The organism is Candidatus Streptomyces philanthi (genome assembly GCF_059553635.1).
In genome coordinates this window covers 1-20,817 of record NZ_JCANQV010000045.1, presented here as the reverse complement: position 1 = coordinate 20,817, position 20,817 = coordinate 1, and the positions used below count along the sequence as shown (strand labels likewise).

At 73.3% G+C, this 20,817-nt stretch carries 15 protein-coding genes and 1 riboswitch; of the genes, 11 read left to right on the top strand and 4 right to left on the bottom strand.

All coding sequences use genetic code 11. The features are described from left to right. Positions 1–4 precede the first annotated feature (4 nt). Positions 5–820 carry an SAM-dependent methyltransferase gene (locus AC51EU_RS08370; RefSeq protein WP_496266052.1) on the bottom strand — a complete coding sequence of 272 codons (816 nt, stop codon included), beginning with the start codon at positions 818–820 and terminating at the stop codon, positions 5–7. A 314-nt stretch (positions 821–1,134) separates the two neighbouring features. On the opposite strand from AC51EU_RS08370, the gene AC51EU_RS08365 reads away from it, so the two are divergent. From AC51EU_RS08365 to AC51EU_RS08340, 6 genes are all read left to right on the top strand, one after another. Then, the gene (locus AC51EU_RS08365) at positions 1,135–2,004 is read left to right on the top strand and encodes a class I SAM-dependent methyltransferase (protein WP_496266051.1); all 870 of its coding nucleotides are present in this window, start codon (positions 1,135–1,137) and stop codon (positions 2,002–2,004) included. A 115-nt stretch (positions 2,005–2,119) separates the two neighbouring features. After that, a riboswitch (cobalamin riboswitch) is annotated at positions 2,120–2,297 on the top strand. Positions 2,298–2,490: 193 nt separating this feature from the next. After that, the gene (locus tag AC51EU_RS08360) at positions 2,491–3,990 is read left to right on the top strand and encodes a CoA-acylating methylmalonate-semialdehyde dehydrogenase (RefSeq protein WP_496266049.1); all 1,500 of its coding nucleotides are present in this window, start codon (positions 2,491–2,493) and stop codon (positions 3,988–3,990) included. A 5-nt stretch (positions 3,991–3,995) separates the two neighbouring features. Further along, the gene (locus AC51EU_RS08355) at positions 3,996–5,144 is read left to right on the top strand and encodes an acyl-CoA dehydrogenase family protein (protein WP_496266048.1); all 1,149 of its coding nucleotides are present in this window, start codon (positions 3,996–3,998) and stop codon (positions 5,142–5,144) included. Continuing rightward, positions 5,141–6,214, top strand: a complete 1,074-nt coding sequence (locus AC51EU_RS08350; protein WP_496266047.1) for an enoyl-CoA hydratase/isomerase family protein — start codon at positions 5,141–5,143, stop codon at positions 6,212–6,214. Before AC51EU_RS08355 ends, AC51EU_RS08350 begins: the two co-directional genes overlap by 4 nt. Further along, entirely contained in the window at positions 6,211–7,116 is a 906-nt protein-coding gene (mmsB, locus tag AC51EU_RS08345; RefSeq protein ID WP_496266045.1) for a 3-hydroxyisobutyrate dehydrogenase, read from the top strand. The genes AC51EU_RS08350 and mmsB overlap by 4 nt, the downstream gene beginning before the upstream one ends. Next, positions 7,113–7,895, top strand: coding sequence for an enoyl-CoA hydratase (locus AC51EU_RS08340; protein ID WP_496266044.1), 783 nt, complete (start codon positions 7,113–7,115; stop codon positions 7,893–7,895). The genes mmsB and AC51EU_RS08340 overlap by 4 nt, the downstream gene beginning before the upstream one ends. A 55-nt stretch (positions 7,896–7,950) precedes the next feature. Here the strand turns inward: AC51EU_RS08340 and AC51EU_RS08335 are convergent, their stop codons facing one another. Continuing rightward, complete coding sequence (locus AC51EU_RS08335) at positions 7,951–8,409, bottom strand: DUF6314 family protein (RefSeq protein WP_496266043.1); 459 nt, start codon at positions 8,407–8,409, stop codon at positions 7,951–7,953. 131 nt (positions 8,410–8,540) lie between these two features. Between AC51EU_RS08335 and AC51EU_RS08330 the strand changes: the two genes are divergently transcribed. From AC51EU_RS08330 to AC51EU_RS08310, 5 genes are all read left to right on the top strand, one after another. Continuing rightward, complete coding sequence (locus AC51EU_RS08330) at positions 8,541–10,010, top strand: aldehyde dehydrogenase family protein (protein WP_496266042.1); 1,470 nt, start codon at positions 8,541–8,543, stop codon at positions 10,008–10,010. Continuing rightward, positions 10,007–11,638: an APC family permease gene (locus AC51EU_RS08325; protein WP_496266041.1), complete on the top strand. Its 1,632-nt coding sequence runs from the start codon at positions 10,007–10,009 to the stop codon at positions 11,636–11,638. Before AC51EU_RS08330 ends, AC51EU_RS08325 begins: the two co-directional genes overlap by 4 nt. 186 nt (positions 11,639–11,824) lie before the next feature. Beyond that, positions 11,825–12,802 carry an ABC transporter ATP-binding protein gene (locus AC51EU_RS08320; RefSeq protein ID WP_496266040.1) on the top strand — a complete coding sequence of 326 codons (978 nt, stop codon included), beginning with the start codon at positions 11,825–11,827 and terminating at the stop codon, positions 12,800–12,802. After that, on the top strand, positions 12,799–13,560 hold the full coding sequence (locus tag AC51EU_RS08315) for an ABC transporter permease (protein ID WP_496266039.1): 762 nt from the start codon (positions 12,799–12,801) through the stop codon (positions 13,558–13,560). Before AC51EU_RS08320 ends, AC51EU_RS08315 begins: the two co-directional genes overlap by 4 nt. 157 nt (positions 13,561–13,717) lie before the next feature. Continuing rightward, positions 13,718–14,155 carry a MarR family winged helix-turn-helix transcriptional regulator gene (locus tag AC51EU_RS08310; protein WP_496266061.1) on the top strand — a complete coding sequence of 146 codons (438 nt, stop codon included), beginning with the start codon at positions 13,718–13,720 and terminating at the stop codon, positions 14,153–14,155. Positions 14,156–14,242: 87 nt separating this feature from the next. Here AC51EU_RS08310 and AC51EU_RS08305 read toward each other — a convergent pair whose 3' ends face one another. Then, positions 14,243–15,208 carry a hypothetical protein gene (locus AC51EU_RS08305; protein ID WP_496266038.1) on the bottom strand — a complete coding sequence of 322 codons (966 nt, stop codon included), beginning with the start codon at positions 15,206–15,208 and terminating at the stop codon, positions 14,243–14,245. Beyond that, on the bottom strand, positions 15,205–20,790 hold the full coding sequence (locus tag AC51EU_RS08300) for an amino acid adenylation domain-containing protein (protein ID WP_496266060.1): 5,586 nt from the start codon (positions 20,788–20,790) through the stop codon (positions 15,205–15,207). Before AC51EU_RS08300 ends, AC51EU_RS08305 begins: the two co-directional genes overlap by 4 nt. Positions 20,791–20,817 lie beyond the last annotated feature (27 nt).

Genomic DNA, 20,817 nt, shown 5'->3' with positions numbered 1-20,817 from the left:
GTCCTCAGGGCTTGCGGGCCACGCCGCCGTACTCGATCCACTCCATGGTCAGCTGCTTGGGGCCGATGTCCGCGTCCGGCAGCCAGGTCGAGACCTCGACGAGGCCGGGCTCCAGGATCTCCAGGCCGTCCAGGTAGGAGGCCAGTTCGCGCTCGGTGCGGACGCGGCCCCACTGCCCTTCCGTGCTGACCCGCATGAACTCGGTGACGAAGTCCCGGGTCGCCCGGTCCTCGCTGACGAGCTGGCACACCACGAGGAAGCTGCCGGGCACCAGGCGGTCGGCGACCCGGCGTACGAGGGCGGCGGGGTCGTCCTCGTCGGTGATGCAGTGCAGCACCGAGACGAAGAGGGCCGCGACCGGCTCGTCGAGGTTGATCAGACGTCGGACCTCCGGGCTGTCGAAGATGCCCTCGGTGTCCCGCATGTCGGCCTGGATGACCGCGGTGTTCTCGTTCTCCTCCAGCAGCGCGCGGCCGTGGGCCAGCACGATGGGGTCGTTGTCGATGTAGACGACACGGGAGGAGGGGTCGACGGCCTGGGCGACCTCGTGGACGTTGTCCTGGGTGGGCAGGCCGGAGCCGTGGTCGAGGAACTGGCGGATGCCGTGCTCCTGGGCCAGCCAGCGCACCGCCCGGCGCAGGAAGCGGCGGTTGTTGACCGCCAGCACACCGGTGCTGGGGACGACCTTGCTCAGCTCCTCGCAGGCTTCCCGGTCGACGGCGTAGTTGTCCTTGCCGCCGAGGTAGTAGTCGTACATCCGGGCCACGCTCGGGACGCTGACGTCGACCACGCTGGACAGCGGCTTCGGTTCCTGGCTCATTGCACATGTATCCCGTCGTGACGGCACCACCGGCATGGAGCTGCGCCCCCGTTCTTCGACGGCCGGGCGCGCCGGGTTCACGGTTCAACATACCCACTGATCAGCGGTTGTTGCAGGTGGCAGGGGCAGTCAATTGCGCACACCGCCCGCGTCCCCGGACGGGCGGTGTGCGCGGCCCCCCGGAGCGGGTACGGGCAAATCAGGCCAACGGCACGCAACTCCCCGCCATCGGAACTCCCCTCCGGCGCCGGAGGGTTGGCCGGATGCGGTACGAACCCTGGTACGCCCGTGGCCCGGAGAGGTAGAAGGGGCGGATGGAGACAGAGACGAGTGGACCGACGGTCGAGGAGATGGTGCGGGCCAACGAGGCGAACTGGGACGCCCGTACGCCCGTCCATGTGGCCAGCGCCTTCTACGGGCTGAACGGCACGCGGACCGCGGAGGACTGGTTCGCGCCCTTCGAGTGGGAGGACCTGGGAGGTCTCGAAGGGCGGGACGTCCTGCACCTCCAGTGCCATCTGGGCACGGAGACCGCGGCGTTCGCCGACCGGGGCGCACGGACGGTGGGCCTGGACATCTCGGGGGCCGCCGTCGCCGAGGCGCGCCGGCTGGCCGCCGAGGGCGGGCGGCGGATGGAGTTCGTCCGCTCCGACGTCCACCGGGCGGGCGAGGCGCTGGACGGGCGGCGGTTCGACGTGGTCTACACGGGCAAGGGGGCGCTGTGCTACCTCCCGGACCTGCCCCGCTGGGCCCGTGTCGTCCATGGACTGCTGCGGCCGGGCGGCACCCTGTACCTGGTGGAGTTCCACCCGCTGCTGGACTCGCTGGGCCTGTCCGCCGACCCCGCCTTGCCGGAGCACCAGCAACTCCTTCTGCGTCACGACTACATGGCGGGCCGCGGGCCGCTGCGCAGCGACGCGCCCGTCACCTACACCGACGGGCCGGCGCTCGACGGCGCGACGACGTGCTACGAGTGGCGGCACGGCCTCGGTGAGGTGGTCTCGGCGCTGGTCGGGGCGGGGCTGCGGATCGATCTGCTGCGGGAGACGGACCGGGTGCCGTGGCGCCGCTTCGAGGAGATGGTGCCGGCGGAGAACGGCTGGTGGCGGCTGCCCCCGGAGCGGCCGATCGTCCCGATGCTGTACGCGCTGCGCGCGGTGCGGCCGGACGACGCCACGGACTGAGGGCGGACCGCGTGCCACCTGGGCCCGGGCCATTGACCCGGGCCCTCGGCATGCCGGGCCGGACTCGGCGTGCGGGAGGTGAGGGCTGGACTTACTAGGACGTCCAACTATATCGTCGGAGTACAAGGTCCGCGGTGCAGGGAAGCCGGTGCGAGTCCGGCACGGTCCCGCCACTGTGACCGGGGAGTGCGCTCGTCTGGCAGGAAAGGCCACTGGCGGAGGAACCGCCGGGAAGGCCGGGGAGCGCGCGGAGATCCGGGAGTCAGGATACCGGCCGCGGAACGTTCCGTGTTGTCCACGAGGATGGAGCAGACACGCATGGCACCGGTGCGCACCCGTGATCCTGGTGATCCGGCCCCGCGGGCGGTCTTCCGCCCCGCCTGACGGCCTTCGGGCCGACGTGTTCCCGCGCCCGGCACCCCACCGGTCCCGGTCCTTGGTGACGGGCGCGCCATCCCGGATCTCACCTGACGAGAGCAGGCATCCATGGTCCGTGAACTGACGCATCTCATCGGCGGCGAGCACACCCCGGGCACCTCGGGGACGTACGGCGATGTGCACGACCCCAACACCGGCGAGGTCCAGGCGCGGGTGCCGCTCGCCGGCCGCGCCGACACCGCGGCGGCGATCGCCGACGCCGTCCGGGCGCAGCGCGAATGGGGCGAGTGGAACCCGCAGCGCCGCGCCCGGGTCCTCCTGCGCTTCCTCCAACTGGTCGAGGGGGAACGGGACGCGCTGGCCCGGCTGCTCTCCTCCGAGCACGGCAAGACCGTGGCCGACGCCCACGGGGACATCCAGCGCGGGCTGGAGGTCGTCGAGTTCGCCGCGGGCATCCCGCACCTCCTCAAGGGCGAGTTCACCGACAACGCGGGCCGGGGCATCGATGTGCACTCCCTGCGCGCGCCCGTCGGTGTCGCCGCGGGCATCACGCCGTTCAACTTCCCCGCGATGATCCCCCTGTGGAAGGCCGCGCCCGCGCTGGCCTGCGGAAACTCCTTCGTCCTCAAGCCGTCGGAGCGCGACCCGTCGGTGCCGCTGCGGCTGGCCGAACTGTTCCTGGAGGCGGGCCTGCCGCCGGGCGTCCTCAATGTCGTCAACGGCGGCGAGGAGGCGGCCGCCACCCTTCTGACCGATCCCCGGGTCGGCGCGATCGGCTTCGTCGGCTCCACCCCGGTCGCCTCGCACGTCTACGCCACCGCCGCCGCGCACGGCAAGCGCGCCCAGTGCTTCGGGGGCGCCAAGAACCATCTGATCGTGATGCCGGACGCCGACCTCGACCAGGCGGTGGACGCCCTGATCGGCGCGGGCTACGGCTCCGCCGGCGAGCGCTGCATGGCGGTCTCCGTCGCGGTGCCGGTCGGCGAGCGCACCGCGGACGCCCTGGTCGCCCGCCTCAAGGAACGGATCGGGACGCTGCGCGTCGGCAGGTCCGACGACCCCGGGGCCGACTTCGGTCCCCTCGTCGGCCGGGACGCCGTCGACCGGGTACGCCGCTATGTCGACATCGGCGTCAACGAGGGCGCCGAACTCGTCGTGGACGGACGGGGCTTCACCCTGCCCGGCCACGAGAACGGCTTCTTCGCGGGCGCCTCGCTCTTCGACCGGGTGAGCCCGTCGATGCGGGTCTACCGGGAGGAGATCTTCGGCCCCGTGCTGTGCGTGGTGCGCGCCGCCGACTACGAGGAGGCGCTGCGGCTGCCCAGCGAGCACCCCTACGGCAACGGTGTCGCGATCTTCACCCGGGACGGGGACACCGCGCGCGACTTCACCCGGCGGGTGGACACCGGCATGGTCGGCGTCAACGTGCCCATCCCGGTGCCGGTCGCGTACCACACGTTCGGCGGCTGGAAGCGCTCCGGCTTCGGTGACCTCAACCAGCACGGCCCCGACGCCATCCGCTTCTACACCCGGACCAAGACCGTCACCTCGCGCTGGCCCTCCGGGGCCAAGGAGGGCGCGAGCTTCACCCTGCCGACCATGGGGTGAGGGCGATGACCACCACCATGCTGACCGAGGACCAGCTCGCCCTCGTCGAGACCACCCTCGACTTCGCCCAGGACCAGCTCGCCCCGCACGCCGTGGAGTGGGACCGCGACAAGCACTTCCCGCTCGACGTGCTGCGCAAGGCGGCCGGGCTCGGGCTCGGCGGGGTCTACGTCCGTGAGGAGTCCGGTGGTTCGGGCCTCGGGCGCACCGACGGCGTCCTCGTCTTCGAGGCGCTGGCCTCCGGTTGCCCGTCCCTCGCGGGGTACCTGTCCATCCACAACATGGTCGCCTGGATGATCGACCGCTACGGCGACGCGGCGCAGCGCGAGCGCTGGCTGCCCCGGTTGTGCGCCATGGAGGACCTGGCGAGCTACTGCCTGACCGAGCCGGGCGCCGGTTCCGACGCGGCGGCGCTGAGCACCCGCGCGGTCCGCGACGGGGACGGCCATGTGCTGACCGGCGTCAAGCAGTTCATCTCCGGCGCCGGGTCCTCGCAGCTGTACCTCGTGATGGCGCGCACCGGCGGCGAGGGCCCGCGCGGGATCTCCGCGTTCCTCGTCGACCGGGACGACCCGGGGGTCTCCTTCGGCCCCAACGAGCGGAAGATGGGCTGGAACGCGCAGCCCACCCGGCAGGTCGTCCTCGACGGGGTGCGGGTGCCCGCGGGCCGGATGCTCGGCGGTGCGGGCGAGGGGTTCCGTATCGCCATGAACGGGCTGAACGGCGGCCGGCTCGGCATCGCGGCCTGCTCGCTCGGCGGTGCCCGCAGCGCCCTCGACCGCAGTCTGGCGCATCTTGCCGACCGGGAGGCGTTCGGCGGCAGGTTGCTGGACTCCGAGGCGCTGCGGTTCCGGCTCGCCGACATGGCGACGGAGCTGACGGCGGCCCGGGCGCTGGTCCTCCAGGCGGCCGGGGCCCTCGACCGGGGTGATCCGCAGGCACCGCAGCTGTGCGCGATGGCCAAGCGGTTCGCCACCGACACCGGTTACTCCGTCGCCGACCGGGCCCTGCAACTGCACGGCGGCTACGGCTACCTCGGCGAGTACGGCATCGAGAAGATCGTCCGCGACCTGCGGGTCCACCAGATCCTGGAAGGAACCAACGAGATCATGCGCGTCATCGTGGCCCGCGGGCTGACGGAGGCGTTCCGGTGAGCGGCGACGGGCCGGAGGTCCTGCTGTCCGTCGAGGGCCGCGCCGGCCGTATCGTCCTCAACCGCCCCCGGGCCCTCAACGCCCTCACCCATGCCATGGTCGAGCGGATCGACGCCGCGCTGACCGAGTGGGAGCACGACCGGGCCGTGGAGACCGTCGTCCTCACCGGCGCGGGCGAACGCGGTCTGTGCGCCGGCGGCGACCTCCGCGCCATCCACGAGGACGCGCGCTTGGGAACGGGTGCCGCGGCGGCCTTCTGGCGCGACGAGTACCGGCTCAACGCCCGTATCGCCCGCTACCCGAAACCGTATGTCGCGGTGATGGACGGCATCGTCATGGGCGGTGGCGTCGGGCTGTCCGCGCACGGCGGCGTCCGGATCGTCACCGAGCGGTCGGTCGTGGCGATGCCGGAGACGGGGATCGGCTTCGTCCCCGACGTCGGCGGTACGTATCTGCTGGGGCTGCTGCCCGGCGGGCTCGGCGCCCATCTGGCGCTCACCGGCGCGCGGATCGGCGCGGCGGACGCCCTGCGGTGCGGCCTCGCCGACCACTTCGTGGACTCCTCCGCCCTCCCCCGGCTGCTGCACGACCTCACCACCCTGCCCCTCGGGGAGGCGCTGGCGCCGCATCCGCGGCAGCCGCCGCCGGGCACGCTGGAGGAGCGGCGCGGCTGGATCGACGACTGCTACCGCGCGGACACCGTGGAAGAGATCCTCGACCGGCTGCGCCGCCATGGCGCGCCCGGTGCCGGGGAGGCCGCGCGGACGCTGGCCGCGAAGTCCCCCACCGCGCTCAAGGTCACCCTCGCCGCGCTGCGCCGGGCCCGGCACCTGGGCCCGCTGGAGCGGGTGCTGGAGCAGGAGTTCCGGGTCTCCTGCGCGGCCCTGTCCGCGCCGGACCTCGCCGAGGGCATCCGCGCCCAGGTGATCGGCAAGGACCGCGCCCCGCGCTGGAGCCCGGCCACCCTCGCGGAGGTCACCGAGGACGCGGTGGAGCGTTTCTTCGCCCCGCTCGGCGACCGTGAACTCCGTCTTCCCCTGACCACCGTCCCCCAGGAGGTGCCCTGGTGAGCAGCGACACCCGCACGATCGGCTTCATCGGCCTCGGCCACATGGGCGGGCCGATGGCCGCCCGTCTCGCCGCGGCCGGGCATCGCGTCCTCGGCCACGACCTGGCGCCGGAACCGGTGGCCAGGGCCGCGGAGTCCGGGGTCGAGGCGGCCGGGTCCGCGGCGCGGGCCGCCGCCGGGGCCGATGTGGTGATCACGATGCTGCCCGCGGGGCGGCAGGTGCTCTCCCTCTACCGCGACGAGGGCCTGCCGGCGGCGGCCCGCCCCGGCACCCTCTTCGTGGACTGCTCCACCATCGCCGTGGACGACGCGCGGACGGCGCACGAGACCGCGGCCGCCGCCGGTGCGCGGTCCCTGGACGCGCCGGTCTCCGGCGGCGTCACCGGTGCGGAGGCCGGCGCCCTCACCTTCATGGTGGGCGGTGCGGAGGCCGCGTACGCCGAGGCCGCGCCGCTGTTCGACGCCATGGGCCGCAAGGCGGTGCACTGCGGCGGCGCGGGCGCGGGGCAGGCCGCGAAGATCTGCAACAACATGATCCTCGGCATCTCCATGATCGCGGTGAGTGAGGCGTTCGTCCTCGGCGAGCGTCTGGGGCTGTCCCACCAGGCCCTGTTCGACGTGGCCGCCACCTCGTCCGGCGCCTGCTGGGCGCTGACCACCAACTGCCCCGTGCCGGGCCCGGTGCCCGCCAGCCCCGCCAACCACGGCTACCGGCCCGGGTTCGCCGCGCCGCTGATGGCCAAGGACCTGGGTCTCGCGGCGGACGCCCTGGCGGCGGAGGGCATCGACGGCGGACTCGGCCTGCGGGCCCGGGAGCTGTTCGCGGCCTTCGCCGAGGGGCCCGGTGCGGCGGAGGACTTCTCCGGCATCGTGCGGACCCTCAGGGACGGTGAGCGGGCATGACCGGACCGACATACGACACCATCCTCGTCGAGCGCAGGGGCCGCACCGCCCTCGTGACGCTCAACCGCCCCAAGGCGCTCAACGCGCTCAGCCTCCAGGTGATGGAGGAGGTCGTCGAGGCCACCGAGGCCCTGGACCGCGACCCGGGGACCGGCTGCGTCGTGCTCACCGGTTCGCCCAAGGCGTTCGCGGCGGGGGCCGACATCAAGGAGATGCGGCCGCGGGGGTACATGGACATGTATCTGAGCGACTGGTTCTCCGCCTGGGACCGGCTCGGCGCGCTCCGTACGCCGACCGTGGCCGCGGTGTCCGGCTTCGCCCTGGGCGGCGGCTGTGAGCTGGCCATGCTCTGCGACATCGTGCTCGCCGCCGACACCGCCGTCTTCGGGCAGCCGGAGATCAAGCTGGGCGTGATCCCGGGCATCGGCGGCTCCCAGCGGCTGACCCGTGCGGTCGGCAAGGCCAAGGCCATGGAGATGTGCCTGACCGGCCGCACCATGGACGCCGAGGAGGCGGAACGCGCCGGTCTCGTCTCCCGGGTCGTCGCGGCGGACGCCCTGCTGGACGAGGCCCTGGCGGTCGCGGAGACCGTCGCGGGGATGTCCCTGCCGGTCGCGATGATGGCGAAGGAGGCGGTGTCCCGGGCCTTCGAGACCACCCTGGCGGAGGGCGTCCGCTTCGAGCGCAGACTCTTCCACGCGGTGTTCGCGACCGAGGACCAGAAGGAGGGCATGGGCGCCTTCACCGACAAGCGCCCGCCGCGGTTCCGCCACCGCTGAGCCACCGCGCCGCCGCCCCGGTGACGCCGTTCCCTCCGGGGCGGCGGCGCGCCCGTCACGCCCTGCGGTACACCGACCGCAGCAGCTGCTCCTTCTCCGGCCCGGTGACCTGCCACTCCAGGCGCCATGCGGCGGGGCCGAGGACGGTGAAGACGCCCTCGTAGCGGTCGCGGGCGCAGGGGTGGACGGTGTGCCAGCGGCCGGTGCGCAGGTCCAGGTCGTGGAAGGGCCGCCCGTCGGCGAAGTCGATCGTCGCGGTCCCGTCGGGGCGGGGGCGCAGGCGGAGGGTCCGTCCGGCCGGGCGGGGCGTTCCGTCCCAGGTCAGACGGCCGTCCTCGCGGTGGAGCAGGGGGCCGTGCGGCGCCCGCGGGTCCTCGGGGCGGAAGACGGCCGTGCCGCGGAAGGTGCCCTCGGTGCCGGTGCGCAGATCGTGCAGCGTCCGGGTGAGGTGCCAGTGTCCGGTGAGGTACGCCGCGGCGTCGGGGACCGGGTGGCGGGCGGGCGGTACGGGCATGCGCCCCATTGTCCCCGTCCGCCTCCGCTCCCCCGCTCACCGGCCGTCCGCGCCGTGCGGACTCGCCGCCGCGCCCCTACGCTCGGTGGCGAGACAGTCACTCGGCGCGCGACCGGAGACCGGAGGCCCCCATGCCGGAGCTGTTCATCGACGGCCGGTGGACCGCGGCGGCCGAGGGGCGGGTCCGCGAGATCCGCTGCCCGGCGGACGGCACCCTGGTCGCGACCGTCGACGAGGGCGGGGTGCGCGACGCCGTGGCGGCCGTCGCCGCCGCGCGGGCCGCCTTCGACGACGGTCCCTGGCCCACGACCCCGGCCACCGCCCGCGGCGATCTGCTGCTGCGGGTGTCCGACCTGCTGGCCCGGGACAAGGAGACGCTCTCCCGCGCCGAATCGCTCGACACCGGCAAGCGGCTGGTCGAGAGCGAGTACGACGTGGACGACGTCGTCGCCTGCTTCCGCTACTTCGGCCATCTGGTCGCGTCCGGGGGCGCCGACCGGGTGGTGGAGAGCGGCGTCGCGGACGTCCAGAGCACGGTGCGGCACGAGCCGGTCGGCGTCTGCGCGCTGATCACCCCCTGGAACTACCCGCTGCTCCAGACCGCGTGGAAGGTCGCCCCGGCGCTCGCCGCCGGCAACACCTTCGTCCTCAAGCCCAGCGAACTGACCCCGCACACCGCGATCCATCTGATGCGGCTGCTGGCGGAGGCCGGACTGCCGCCCGGTGCCGCCAACCTCGTCCTGGGCACCGGCCCGCTCGTGGGCGCGCCGCTGACCGAGGACCCGCGGGTGGACATGGTGTCCTTCACCGGCGGCCTCGCCACCGGGCGCCGTGTGATGGCCGCTGCGGCGCCCACGGTGAAGAAGATCGCCCTGGAGCTGGGCGGCAAGAACCCCCATGTCGTCTTCGCGGACGCGGAGTTCGACAGTGCCGTCGACCACGCGCTGACGGCGGTCTTCCTCCATTCCGGCCAGGTCTGCTCGGCGGGCGCGCGGCTGCTGGTCCAGGACGATCTGCACGACGCGTTCCTCGACGAGCTGGTGGCGCGGGCCCGGCGCATCCGGCTGGGCGGCCCGTTCGACGAGAAGGCCCGCACCGGCCCGCTGATCTCCGCCGCGCACCGCGCGAAGATCGAGGCGTATGTGGCGGACGGGCTGGCGGAGGGGGCCGTGCTGCGGTGCGGCGGGGCGCGTCCCGGCGACCGCGCGCTGCGCGACGGCTTCTACTACCTGCCGACGGTGCTGGACGAGTGCACCCCCGACATGTCCGTCGTCCGTGACGAGGCGTTCGGCCCGGTGCTGACCGCGGAGCGGTTCCGTGACGAGGACGAGGCGGTCCGGCTCGCCAACGACACGGTGTACGGCCTGGCGGCCGCGGTGTGGTCGCGGGACGGGGCGCGCGCCGAACGGGTGGCCGCCCGGCTGCGGGCCGGCACGGTGTGGATCAACGACTTCCACCCGTACGTGCCGCAGGCGGAGTGGGGCGGGATGAGGCAGTCCGGGATCGGGCGGGAGCTGGGCCCGGCGGGGCTGGCGGAGTACCAGGAGATCAAGCATGTGTGGCGCAACACGGCGCCCCGGCCGCAACGGTGGTTCGCGTGAGCGGGCCGGACCCCGCCGACCGGGAGCCGGCGGACGGCCCCGGGGGCGGGCACCGGCCCGCGCACGGCCCGCACCGGCTTCATCTCCCCCGCCTTCCGCACCACGGGCACGACGACGCGTCCATCGCCGAGATGGGCTACCACCCGCACCTCAAGCGCACGCTCGGCAATTTCCAGACCTTCGCCGCCGGCGTCAGCTACATCTCGATCCTCACCGGCACCTTCCAGCTGTTCTACTTCGGCGTCAGCCACGGCGGCCCCGCCTACTGGTGGTCCTGGCCGATGGTGTTCTGCGGCCAGATGATGGTGGCGCTGTGCTTCTGCGAGCTGGCCGCCCGCTATCCGGTGGCCGGCTCGGTCTACAACTGGGCCAAGCAGCTCGGCGGCCCCCACCTCGGCTGGCTGGGCGGCTGGCTGATGCTCACCGCCACCATGGTGTCGCTGGCCGCTGTGGCCCTCGCGTACCAGATCACGCTGCCGCAGATCTCCGGCTGGTTCCAGTTCGTCGGCGACGGCACCGGGAAGACCGACGCGGCGGCCAACGCCGTGGTGCTGGGCAGTGTGCTGATCCTCTTCACCACCCTGGTCAACGCGTTCGGCGTCAAGCTGATGGCGCGGATCAACTCGACCGGTGTGGCGATCGAACTGATCGCCGCGGTCTGCCTGATCGTCCTGCTCGCCGCGCACCTCACCCGCGGCCCCTCCGCCGTCACCCACACCCACGGCCTGGGCCAGGGCCGGCCCCTCGGCTATCTCGGCGCGTTCCTCACCGCCTCGCTGGCCTCCGCGTACGTCATGTACGGGTTCGACACGGCCGCTTCCCTCGGCGAGGAGTCCAAGGACCCCCGGCGCAACGCCCCGCGCGCCATCCTCCGCGCCCTGGTCGCGTCCTTCCTCATCGGCGGCCTGATCCTGCTCTTCGCGCTGATGGCCGCCCCCGACCTGACGTCGCCGCGGCTGGCCACCGGCGGTCTCCAGTACGTGGTGCTCAGCACGCTGGGCTCCACCGTCGGGCTGATCGTGCTGTGGTGCGTGGTCATCGCGATCACCGTGTGCGATCTGGCGGTGCACACCGCGGGCATCCGCCTGGCGTTCGCCATGGCCCGGGACAACAACCTTCCCGGGGCCGCGTTCCTGGCCCGGGTCAGCCCGCGTTTCGGTACGCCCGTGCTCCCGGCCGTGATCATCGGCCTGGTGGCGGTCGCCGTCCTGCTGCTCAACGTCAACCAGCCGCAGATCTTCTCCGTGATCACCAGCATCGCGATCATCATGATCTACCTCGCGTATCTGATGGTGACCCTGCCCATGCTGGTACGCCGCCTGCGCGGCACCTGGCAGCCGCACCCCGGACGGTTCTCCCTGGGCCGCCTCGGCCTCCCCGTCAACGTCCTCGCCGTCCTGTGGGGCGCCGCGATGTCCCTCAACCTCGCCTGGCCCCGCGCCGCCGTCTACAACGCCACCGGCCCCCAGCACTGGTACCTGCGCTGGGGCGCCTTCCTCTTCATCGGCGCCGTCGCCCTCGGCGGCTTCGCCTACTACTGGTGCGTCCAACGCCACCGCACCGGCGTCCTCGCCGAACACGCCGCCCGCCTGCCGGAGACTCCGCCCCCGGCGCACGGGGGGCCTTGAGGCGGTGGCGCGGCCACTCCCCGCGGAGAGGAACGGCCGGCCCTTGTCAGGCAGCCTGACAAAGACGTCATTAACGGTCCTAAGCTCTCCGTTGTCAAGGGCGAATGGGAACTGACTTCCCGTCACCCTTCGTCGTCGAGCCGGCCGGCCGATCTTTCCTTCCCTTCCCCCTTCCCGGGAGAACTCATGATCCATTCCCGCGGGCTCACCCGGAGCTTCCGCGTCAAGGGCGGGACCGTCGAAGCCGTGCGCGGCCTCGACCTCGACGTCCCCGCCGGCTCCATGGCCGCCCTCCTCGGACCCAACGGTGCCGGCAAGACCACCGGTCTGCGGATGCTCACCACACTGCTCCGCCCCTCCTCGGGCACCGCCACCGTCGCCGGGTGCGATGTGCTGGCCGAACCGGCGGCCGTACGGCGCCGCATCGGCTACCTCGGCCAGGGAAGGAGCGCCGGAGCGGCCTTCCGGGTCCGCGACGAACTGGTCACCCAGGGGCGCGCCCACGGGATGCGCCGTGCCCGGTCCGGCCACCGCGCGGACCTGCTGCTGTCCGCGCTCGGCCTGGAGGACCTGGCGGGCCGGACGGTCAGCACCCTGTCCGGCGGCCAGAGCCGCCGCCTCGACATCGCGATGGCCCTCGTCCACGAGCCGGATGTGCTGTTCCTCGACGAGCCGACCGCGGGGCTCGACCCCCACAGCCGCGCCACCGTCTGGGAGCACATCCTGCGCCTGCACACGGCCCTGGGCACCACCGTCCTCTTCACCACCCACTATCTGGACGAGGCCGACACCCGGGCCGAGCGGGTGATGATCGTCGACCACGGGCGGGTGATCGCCGACGCTCCGCCCGCACGGCTCAAGGCGGACCTGGCCGGTGACCGCCTCACCGTCACCACCTCCGGCACGGCGGACGCCGCACACGCCGCCAGGACCGCCGAGGCCCTGCCCGCCGTCCACACGGTCACCGTCACCGGCACGGAGGTCGTCATGCGCGCCCCCCACGGCGACGCACAACTGCCGTGCCTGCTCAGAGCCCTGGAGGCGGCGGGAGTACGGGTGCTCACCGCCGCGCTCGAACGCCCCACGCTCGACGATGTGTTCCTCACCCTCACCGGCCGCACCCTGCGCGAGAGCGCCGACGCCGTCCAGGGGGTCCGGCCGTGAAGGTGATCCTCGACATCCGCACCGCGTTCCTCCGCGAACTGACGCCCACGCTGCGCCGGCCGGCCGCTCTCCTGTTCACCATGATGCTGCCGGTCCTCTTCCTGGCCTTCTTCGCTCCCCTGTTACCGGAGACGGACGGTGGCGGGGCGGGGGCGCGGTGGCAGTGGTTCGTCCCGGGCATGCTCGTTCTGCTGGGCCTGTCGGCCACCACGGGCGCCGGTGCCTCCCTCCTCGACGAGATGTCCGCGGGCACCCTGGAGCGGATGCTCGTCACACCGATGAGCCGGGCCTCGATGCTGATCGGCCGGGCGCTCAAGGAGATCGTGGTCCTGCCGGCCCAGGCACTGCTGATCCTGGTCCTCCTGCTGCCGACCGGTTTCCGCCCCCGCCCTCTCGGGGCACTGGCGGGACTGCTGCTGCTCAGTGTGTTCGGGGTGGGGATCGGGGCGCTCTCGCTCACGCTGGCGCTCCTCTCCAAGAAGCAGCCGGCGCTGTTCTACGGGGTGCAGCAGACGGTCTTCTTCCCCGTGCTGCTCCTGTCGGGCCTCCTGCTGCCCCTCACCGAGGCGTCCTCGCCCACCTGGCTGTACGTCCTCAGCCGCGTCAACCCGGTGACCCATGTCGTCGAGGCGGAACGCGCCCTGTTCTCCGGACATCTCACCGGCACGGCGGTCCTCCACGGCACCCTCGCCGCGGCGGCCGTCGCCGCGCTGGGCATCGCGACGGGCATCCGGGGCATGCGCGACGCCTCGGAGTGACGCGGAGCCACCGCGGAGTCCCGGTACGGCCCGTCGCGACGGGCCGTACCGCCGAACCGGCAGAATCACGGCCGGGCGGCGCCTCCTCCACGGTGCCGCCCGGCCGACCGCCCCCGTCCCCGCCCCGAGGGCCGTACACCTGTGAGGTGACCGCACCCTGAGGACACACATCCCCTACCTTCTGGCCTGCGCGAGCACGGTCGCCACCCGCAGGGCCGACGCCCGGTTACGGGCCTACGACCTGACCGTCCGCCAGTACGGACTGCTCGCCCAGCTACGGCTCGAACCGGCGCTGACCCCGTCGGAACTGGCCCGGCAGCTCGGCATCACACGGCAGTCGGTGCACCAGCTGGTCGACGAACTCGTCCGGGCGGGCCATCTCCGCAGACGCCCCGGTGCCACCGCGCGCTCCCGCCGCCTCGACCTCACCGACACCGCCCGGTACCTGCTCACCCGGATCGAAGCACCGCTGGAAGAGGTGGAGGAGGAACTGCTCAAGGGCCTGTCCCCCGACGAGACCGCGCTCCTGCGCCACCTCCTGCAACGCGTCCTCGCCCACACCACGGACGACGAGAGCTGGCTCCCGGCGACCTGACACGGTGCTCCCGGCGGGAGAGGCCCCCGGAAACCGCAGAGCTCCGGTCCCGTACGGACCGCCCGTACCGGACCGGAGCTCCCGCCCCTACGCGACCGCCGCGTCCGCGGGGCCGCAGCGGGGGCAGCTTCTGCGGTTGCGCTTCCAGTAGCCCCAGGTGGCCGCGGCCAGGCAGACGCCCATCACCAGCCAGCCGCCGTAGACCACGATGAACACCCAGGCCCTGAGGTCTCCCTGGACGGCCTCCAGGCCCTGGGCGGCCACCATGCGCGAGGCCGCGAAGGAGCCGGGGAGGCCGGCCGTCACCAGGAGCAGCGATCCCCCGGCGCCGGCGAGCAGCATCAGGCGGTGCGGCAGCCGTTCGCCCCAGCGCTGCACCAGGGCGAGGGCGAGAAGGATGCCGAGCACGCCGGGGATCACCGTTCCCCATCCGTCGCCGAAGCCGTTGATCAGATGGCCGTCCGCGGTGCCGACCGCCCCGCCGAAGGACCAGTACGCCTTCATGACGGGATACGGCAGGGCGAAGACGAAGGCCACGTACCCGGCCCGCTTCAGGGCGGGCGGCGCGCCCTCCTCCCGGCCGCCGGTACGGCCGCAGCGCAGGCACGCCTCGCGGGCCGTGCGGTGGTAGAGGATGCCGGCGACCGCCAGGGAGACGGCCGCGCCGAGCGCGACCAGCCGGGCCGCGAAGCCCGCCCAGTCGAGGGGCAGCGGGATCGCGCCGACCAGGCGCAGCCCGTCGAGCGGCAGTCCGCTGGACGCCCAGACCATCAGCGCCACGGCGACCGCCGCCAGCGCCGCGACCGTCCGCGCCCGCTGCTCCCGCACCGGGGAGAGCAGGACGAACAGTGAGACACCGAGGCCCACCACGGCCGCGACCGGCGCGACCGCGACCGGCAGCAGATGGGCCGTGTAGTCGTCCCGCCCGGGGAACATCAGCCGGGCCGCGAACACCACGGCGGCGGCCAGACAGAGCCAGACGGCGGCGGACGCGGTCCGTCGCAACCGCCGTCCGGCCGCGGACCGTTCCTCCGGTATGAGCTGAGTGGTCATTCCGTCTCCGTCAGCTTGGCGGCCACCATGCGAGCGATCTCCTCAAGTGGTCCCGGCCGCAACATGTCGTTGTGCGGGGCGTCCACAGGAACCGCGTGGACGTGCCCCTCGACGTATGCCTGCCAGCTGTCGGCGGACGGTGCGTTCGGCCCCCCGTCCCGCGTCGCCACGAACAACAACGGATCACCGTGGAAACGCCCCGGATTGTGACGGTACATGATGTTGGCGTTGTTGGACAGGACACGGCCGATCGCACCGATGCGGTCCTCGTCGAGGTCGGCGAGGGGACTGTCGGACGTCCGCAGGAGCTGGACCGTTCCGTCGAACGTCAGCCGGTCCCGGTCGAGTTCCCGCCAGTTCACGCCCGCGAAGTCCAGGATCGTCAGCAGCACCTCGGTCTGGTCCGGTGCCACCTCTTCCTGCGCGTGGACGCCGTCCGGGGGATACGAGTCGAGCAGTGCCAGCAGCCCGACCTCCTCGCCCATCCGCTGGGCCTGTACGGCGATCTCGTGGGCCAGGAGCCCGCCGACCGACCAGCCCAGCAGGTGGTAGGGGCCCTGGGGCCGCACCTTGCGGATCTGTTCGAGGTAGTCGGCGGCCATGGCTTCGAGGCTGCGCGGGAGTTCCTCGTCGCGGGCCAGGCCGCGGGCCTGGATGCCGTAGATCGGGTGCCGGGCGTCGACCTCCCGCATCAGTCCCGCGTACATCCAGGCCAGTCCGCCGCCGGGGTGCAGGCAGAAGAGGGGGGCCGCGTCGCCGTCCGTGCGGAGCGGCAGCACCACCTCGAAGGGGTCGGCGTCGCGGCCGTCGTCCAGCCGCTCGATGAGCCCGGCGACGGTCGGCGTGGCGAACAGGGTACGGATGGAGAGATCGGCGCCGAACACGGAGCGGATGCGGCTGATCAGGCGGGTGGCGAGCAGGGAGTGGCCGCCGAGGTCGAAGAAGCTGTCGTCGACGCCGACCCGTTCCACGTCGAGGACCTCGGCGAACAGCCCGCACAGGGTCTCCTCCCTCGGTGTGCGCGGGCCCCGGCTCCCCGTGGTGGCGTACTCGGGGGCGGGGAGCGCCCGGTGGTCCACCTTGCCGTTCGGCGTCAGCGGCAGCGCGTCGACCACGACGCACGCCGACGGCACCATGTACTCCGGCAGTTCGGCCGTCTGCTCCCGCACGGCGGCGGGGTCCAGCACCGTACCGGCCTCCGGCACCAGGTAGGCGACGAGGCGCTTGTCGCCCGGCCGGTGCTCGTGGACGCGGACCAGGGCCTGCGCCACGCCGGGCCGGGCGGCGAGCGCGGCCTCGATCTCGCCGGGCTCGATCCGGAATCCGCGGATCTTGACCTGGTCGTCGGCCCGGCCGACGTACTCCAGGCGGCCGGCCGCGTTCCAGCGGACCAGGTCGCCCGTGCGGTACATCCGCTGTCCTCCGCCGCCGAACGGGTCGGCGACGAAGCGTTCCGCGGTGAGTCCCGGCCGCCCGAGGTAGCCGCGGGCCAGACCCGCCCCGGCGACGTACAGTTCGCCGGGCACGCCCACGGGCACCGGCCGCAGCCAGCCGTCCAGGACGTAGGCGCGCTTGCCGTCCAGCGGGGTGCCGATCGGCAGGGGCCGGGGCACCGGCTCGCCGGGGCGGACGGTGAAGGCGGTGGCGACGACGGTGGCCTCCGTGGGGCCGTACGCGTCCACGACGGTCAGCTCCGGGCACACCTCCCGCACCCGGCGCACCGCCTCGGCGGGCACCGCCTCGCCGCCGGACCACACCTCCCGCACACCGGCCAGCGCCTCGGGCGCCTCCTCGGCCACCAGCCGGAACAGGGCGGCCGTCAGCAGCAGGGCGTCCACGTCGTGGTCGGCGATGGTCCGCGCCAGATCGTCGACGGTGAGGTTCCCGGGCGGGGCGACGACGACGGTGCCGCCGGACAGCAGCGGCACCCACAGTTCGTAGGTGGAGGCGTCGAAGGCGTGCGAGGCGTGCATCAGCAGGCGCCGGTGCCCGTCGGCGAACCGCCGGTCGGCGGCGAACGCGACCACGCCCTCGTGGGTGAGCGCGACGCCCTTCGGCCTGCCCGTGGAACCGGAGGTGAACATCACATGGGCCAGCCGGCCCGGATGGCCGGGCACCCGGGGGTTGTCCTCGGGTCCGTCGGTCACGTCGGCGGGCAGCACCAGCCGGGCCGTACTCCCCAACTCCCCGGCGGTCTCCGCAGAGTCGGTCACCAGTACCGTGGCGCCGGTCTCCGCCATGATCAGCGCCTGGCGGGACGCCGGGTAGCGAGCGTCCAACGGGACGTACGCCGCACCGGCCTTGACGATCGCCAGCAGCGCCACGACGACGTCCGGGGAACGCTCCATGAGCACCCCGACCCGGTCCTCGGCACCCACGCCCAGACCGGTCAGGTGGTGCGCCAGCCGGTTCGCGCGGGCGTTGAGCTCCGCGTAGGTGAGGGAGCGGCCGTCCGCGGCCACGGCCCGCGCGTCGGGCGTCGCCCGGACCTGTGCCTCGAAGACCTCCGTGAGGGTGCGGGCGGGTGCGCCGGTGCCGGTGGCGTTTCCGTCGCCGACGAGGGTCCGGCGCAGGTCGTCGGGGAGCATCGACAGTGATCCGACGGTCCGTCCGGTGTCCGCGGCCAGGGCGGTCAGCAGCCGTTCCAGGCCGGCCAGTACGGATTCCGCGGACGTCCGGTCCACCAGGTCGGGTCGGTGCCCCAGGTCGATCCGCAGCCGCTCCCCCGGGACGACCGCGAGGGTCAGGGGGTAGTGCGTGGCGTCGCGGCCGCCGATGCCGGTGAGCCGGACCCCGCCGTCCTCGGCGTCCCCGCCGACCTTTCCGGTGCTGACCGGGTAGTTCTCGAAGACGGCGAGGGTGTCGAAGAGTTCGCCGACGCCGAGCAGCCCCTGGATGTCGGCCAGGCCGAGGTGCTGGTGGTCCATGAGCCGGGTCTGCTGGTCCTGTACGCGCCGCAGGAGGTCCCGTACGGACTCGGCGGGGTCGAGCCGTACCCGTACCGGCAGGGTGTTGATGAACAGGCCCACCATCGACTCGACACCGGCGACCTCCGGCGGACGGCCGGAGACCGTACCGCCGAAGACGACGTCGTCCCGGCCGGTCAGGGTGCCCAGGACCATGGCCCAGGCGCACTGCACCAGGGTGTTCATGGTCAGGCCGTGGGTGCGCGCGGCCTCCTGGAGCGCGGCGGTGGCGTCCGCCGGGAGCATGGTCCGCAGCTGCTGGGGCTCGGCGGGGTCCCGGTCGCGGTCGGCCGGGGCGACCAGGGTCGGCTCCTCGACCCCGGCCAGGGCCTCGCGCCAGGCCCGCTCGGCGGCGGCCCGGTCCTGCCGCGACAGCCAGGACAGATAGTCCCGGTACGGGGTGACGCGGGGCATGCCGGTGCTGTCGCCGTGCCGCTGGTAGAGCTGGAACAGTTCGGCGACGAGCAGCGGCATCGACCACCCGTCCATGAGGATGTGGTGGTTGGTGAGGACGAACCGGAAGTGCTGGTCGTCGAGGCGGACGAGGGTGAAGCGGATCAGCGGCGACACGGCGAGGTCGAAGCGGCGTCCGCGGTCCTCGGCGAGCAGCCGTTCCAGTTCCTTGTCGCGCTCCGCGGTTCCGAGCCCGGTGAGGTCGGCGTCGTGCCAGCTCAGGACGGTGTCCGCGGGGACGATCTGGACGGGCCGCGGCAGGCCGGTGTGCCGGAACGCGGCACGCAGGTTGTCGTGGCGGCCCAGCAGGGCGTGGGCGGCGGCGCGGAGCGCCCGGACGTCGAGGCGTCCCTCCAGGTGGAGGACGAACTGCACGCTGTAGACGTCCAGCGCCCGCTCGTCGTAGAGGGAGTGGAACAGCAGTCCTTCCTGGAGCGGGGAGAGCGGCAGGACGTCCGCGACGGGTCCCTCGGCCTCCAGGCCCTCGATCTGGCGCTGCGAGAGCCGCACCAGGGGCAGGTCCGACGGGGTCAGGCCCCCGGCGCCGGGCCGGCCGGCGTACGCGACGATGCCCTCCAGCGCCCGGAACCAGGCTTCCGCGAGCGGACGCACCTCGTCCTCGGCCAGCAGTCCGGTCGGCCACGACCAGGCCGCCGACAGGCTCGGGCCGTCCGGCCCGTCGAGGGTGAGCGCGTTGAGTTCCAGGGCGTGGGCGAACGCCATCTCCTCGTCGGCGCCGCCGCCCAGCGTCCCGGCGCCCGGAGCGGTGGCCCAGTCGGCGGCCGTGCCGGCGGTGTTTCCGGCGGCGGGGAATCTGCCCAGGTAGTTGAAGCCGATCTGCGGCTTGGCGGCGCCGGAGAGCTGTGCGGCGGATTCCGGGTGCAGATGGCGCAGCAGGCCGTAGCCGATGCCGTTGTCCGGCACCGCCCGCAGCTGTTCCTTGATCCGCTTCAGTGCCCGGCCCGCCGCGGGGCCGCCGGAGCGCACCTCGTCGAAGTCCTCCGCGCCCGGGTCGAGCCGGGCCGGGTGGATGTTGGTGAACCAGCCGACGGTACGGGAGAGGTCGGCACCTTCGACGATGTCCTCGCGGCCGTGGCCCTCCAGGGCGACCAGGACACCGGCGCCGTCGTCCTTGCCGCGTCCGCGCCGCCACTCGGCCACCGCCAGGGCCAGCGCGGTCAGCAGCACGTCGTCGACGCCCGCCCGGAAGGCGGCGGGCACCGTGGTCAGCAGGGCGTTGGTGACCTCCGGCGGCAGGGAGAGCCGCAGGAAGGCGGAGGTGGCGACGGTGTCCCGGGCCGGGTCGAGGGGCCGGGAGCCGATCGGCTGCTCCTGGTCGCGGAGCATCTCCCGCCACTGGGGAAGCTCCCCGGTCCGCCGGGCCGCTTCCTCGGTCAGCCGCCGCGACCAGCGGCGCAGCGAGGTCGGGACGGGGTCCAGTGCGGCGGGGCGTGAGGCGACGGCCGCCTCGTACGCCTGGCGGAGGTCGGGGACGATGATCCGCCAGGAGACCCCGTCCATCACCAGGTGGTGGACGGCGAGCAGCAGGCGGCCGGGGGTGGTGGGGCCCGCGTCGAACCACACGGCCCGCACCATCCGCCCGTCGTCCGGGGAGAGCCGGGCCCAGGCGTCCTTGGCCTGCTCGGCGATGACGGTGTCCTCGGGGCCGCCCGCGGCGTCGACACGCCGCAGGCACGAGGCGGCGGGCACGGTGCCGCGCTTCCCGATCGTCAGCCGCCAGTTCCCGTCCGAGCGGTCGAGTGTGGCGCGCAGCGCGTCGTGGTGGTCCAGGACGGTCTGGAGGGCGGTGGTCAGGTCCTCCTGCCGCATGCCCGCGGGGACCTGGAGCAGCATGGACTGGTTGAACCGGTCGATGGGCCCGCCGCGTTCGCGCAGCCAGTGCATGACGGGGGTGAGAGGAAGTTCGCCGATGCCGTCGTCGGGGTCGGCCTCGGCCCGGCGGGCCACGGGCGCCGCGGCGCGGGCGGCGAGTTCCTCGACCGTCTTGTGCTCGAAGACCTGCCGGGGGGTGAGGACGAGTCCGGCCTTCCGGGCGCGGGCGACGAGTTGGATGGACATGATGCTGTCGCCACCCAGGTCGAAGAAACTGTCGTCGACACCGACGGATTCCAGACCCAATACCTCGGCGAAAAGCCCGGACAGCGTCTCCTCCTGCGGAGTCCGGGGAGC

What these genes read in the sequence shown, in the direction of transcription:
- AC51EU_RS08370 (WP_496266052.1), bottom strand. Translation starts at nt 820, where the DNA reads ATGAGCCAGGAACCGAAGCCGCTGTCCAGCGTGGTCGACGTCAGCGTC.
- AC51EU_RS08365 (WP_496266051.1), top strand. Translation starts at nt 1,135, where the DNA reads ATGGAGACAGAGACGAGTGGACCGACGGTCGAGGAGATGGTGCGGGCC.
- AC51EU_RS08360 (WP_496266049.1), top strand. Translation starts at nt 2,491, where the DNA reads ATGGTCCGTGAACTGACGCATCTCATCGGCGGCGAGCACACCCCGGGC.
- AC51EU_RS08355 (WP_496266048.1), top strand. Translation starts at nt 3,996, where the DNA reads ATGACCACCACCATGCTGACCGAGGACCAGCTCGCCCTCGTCGAGACC.
- AC51EU_RS08340 (WP_496266044.1), top strand. Translation starts at nt 7,113, where the DNA reads ATGACCGGACCGACATACGACACCATCCTCGTCGAGCGCAGGGGCCGC.
- AC51EU_RS08335 (WP_496266043.1), bottom strand. Translation starts at nt 8,409, where the DNA reads ATGCCCGTACCGCCCGCCCGCCACCCGGTCCCCGACGCCGCGGCGTAC.
- AC51EU_RS08330 (WP_496266042.1), top strand. Translation starts at nt 8,541, where the DNA reads ATGCCGGAGCTGTTCATCGACGGCCGGTGGACCGCGGCGGCCGAGGGG.
- AC51EU_RS08320 (WP_496266040.1), top strand. Translation starts at nt 11,825, where the DNA reads ATGATCCATTCCCGCGGGCTCACCCGGAGCTTCCGCGTCAAGGGCGGG.
- AC51EU_RS08305 (WP_496266038.1), bottom strand. Translation starts at nt 15,208, where the DNA reads ATGACCACTCAGCTCATACCGGAGGAACGGTCCGCGGCCGGACGGCGG.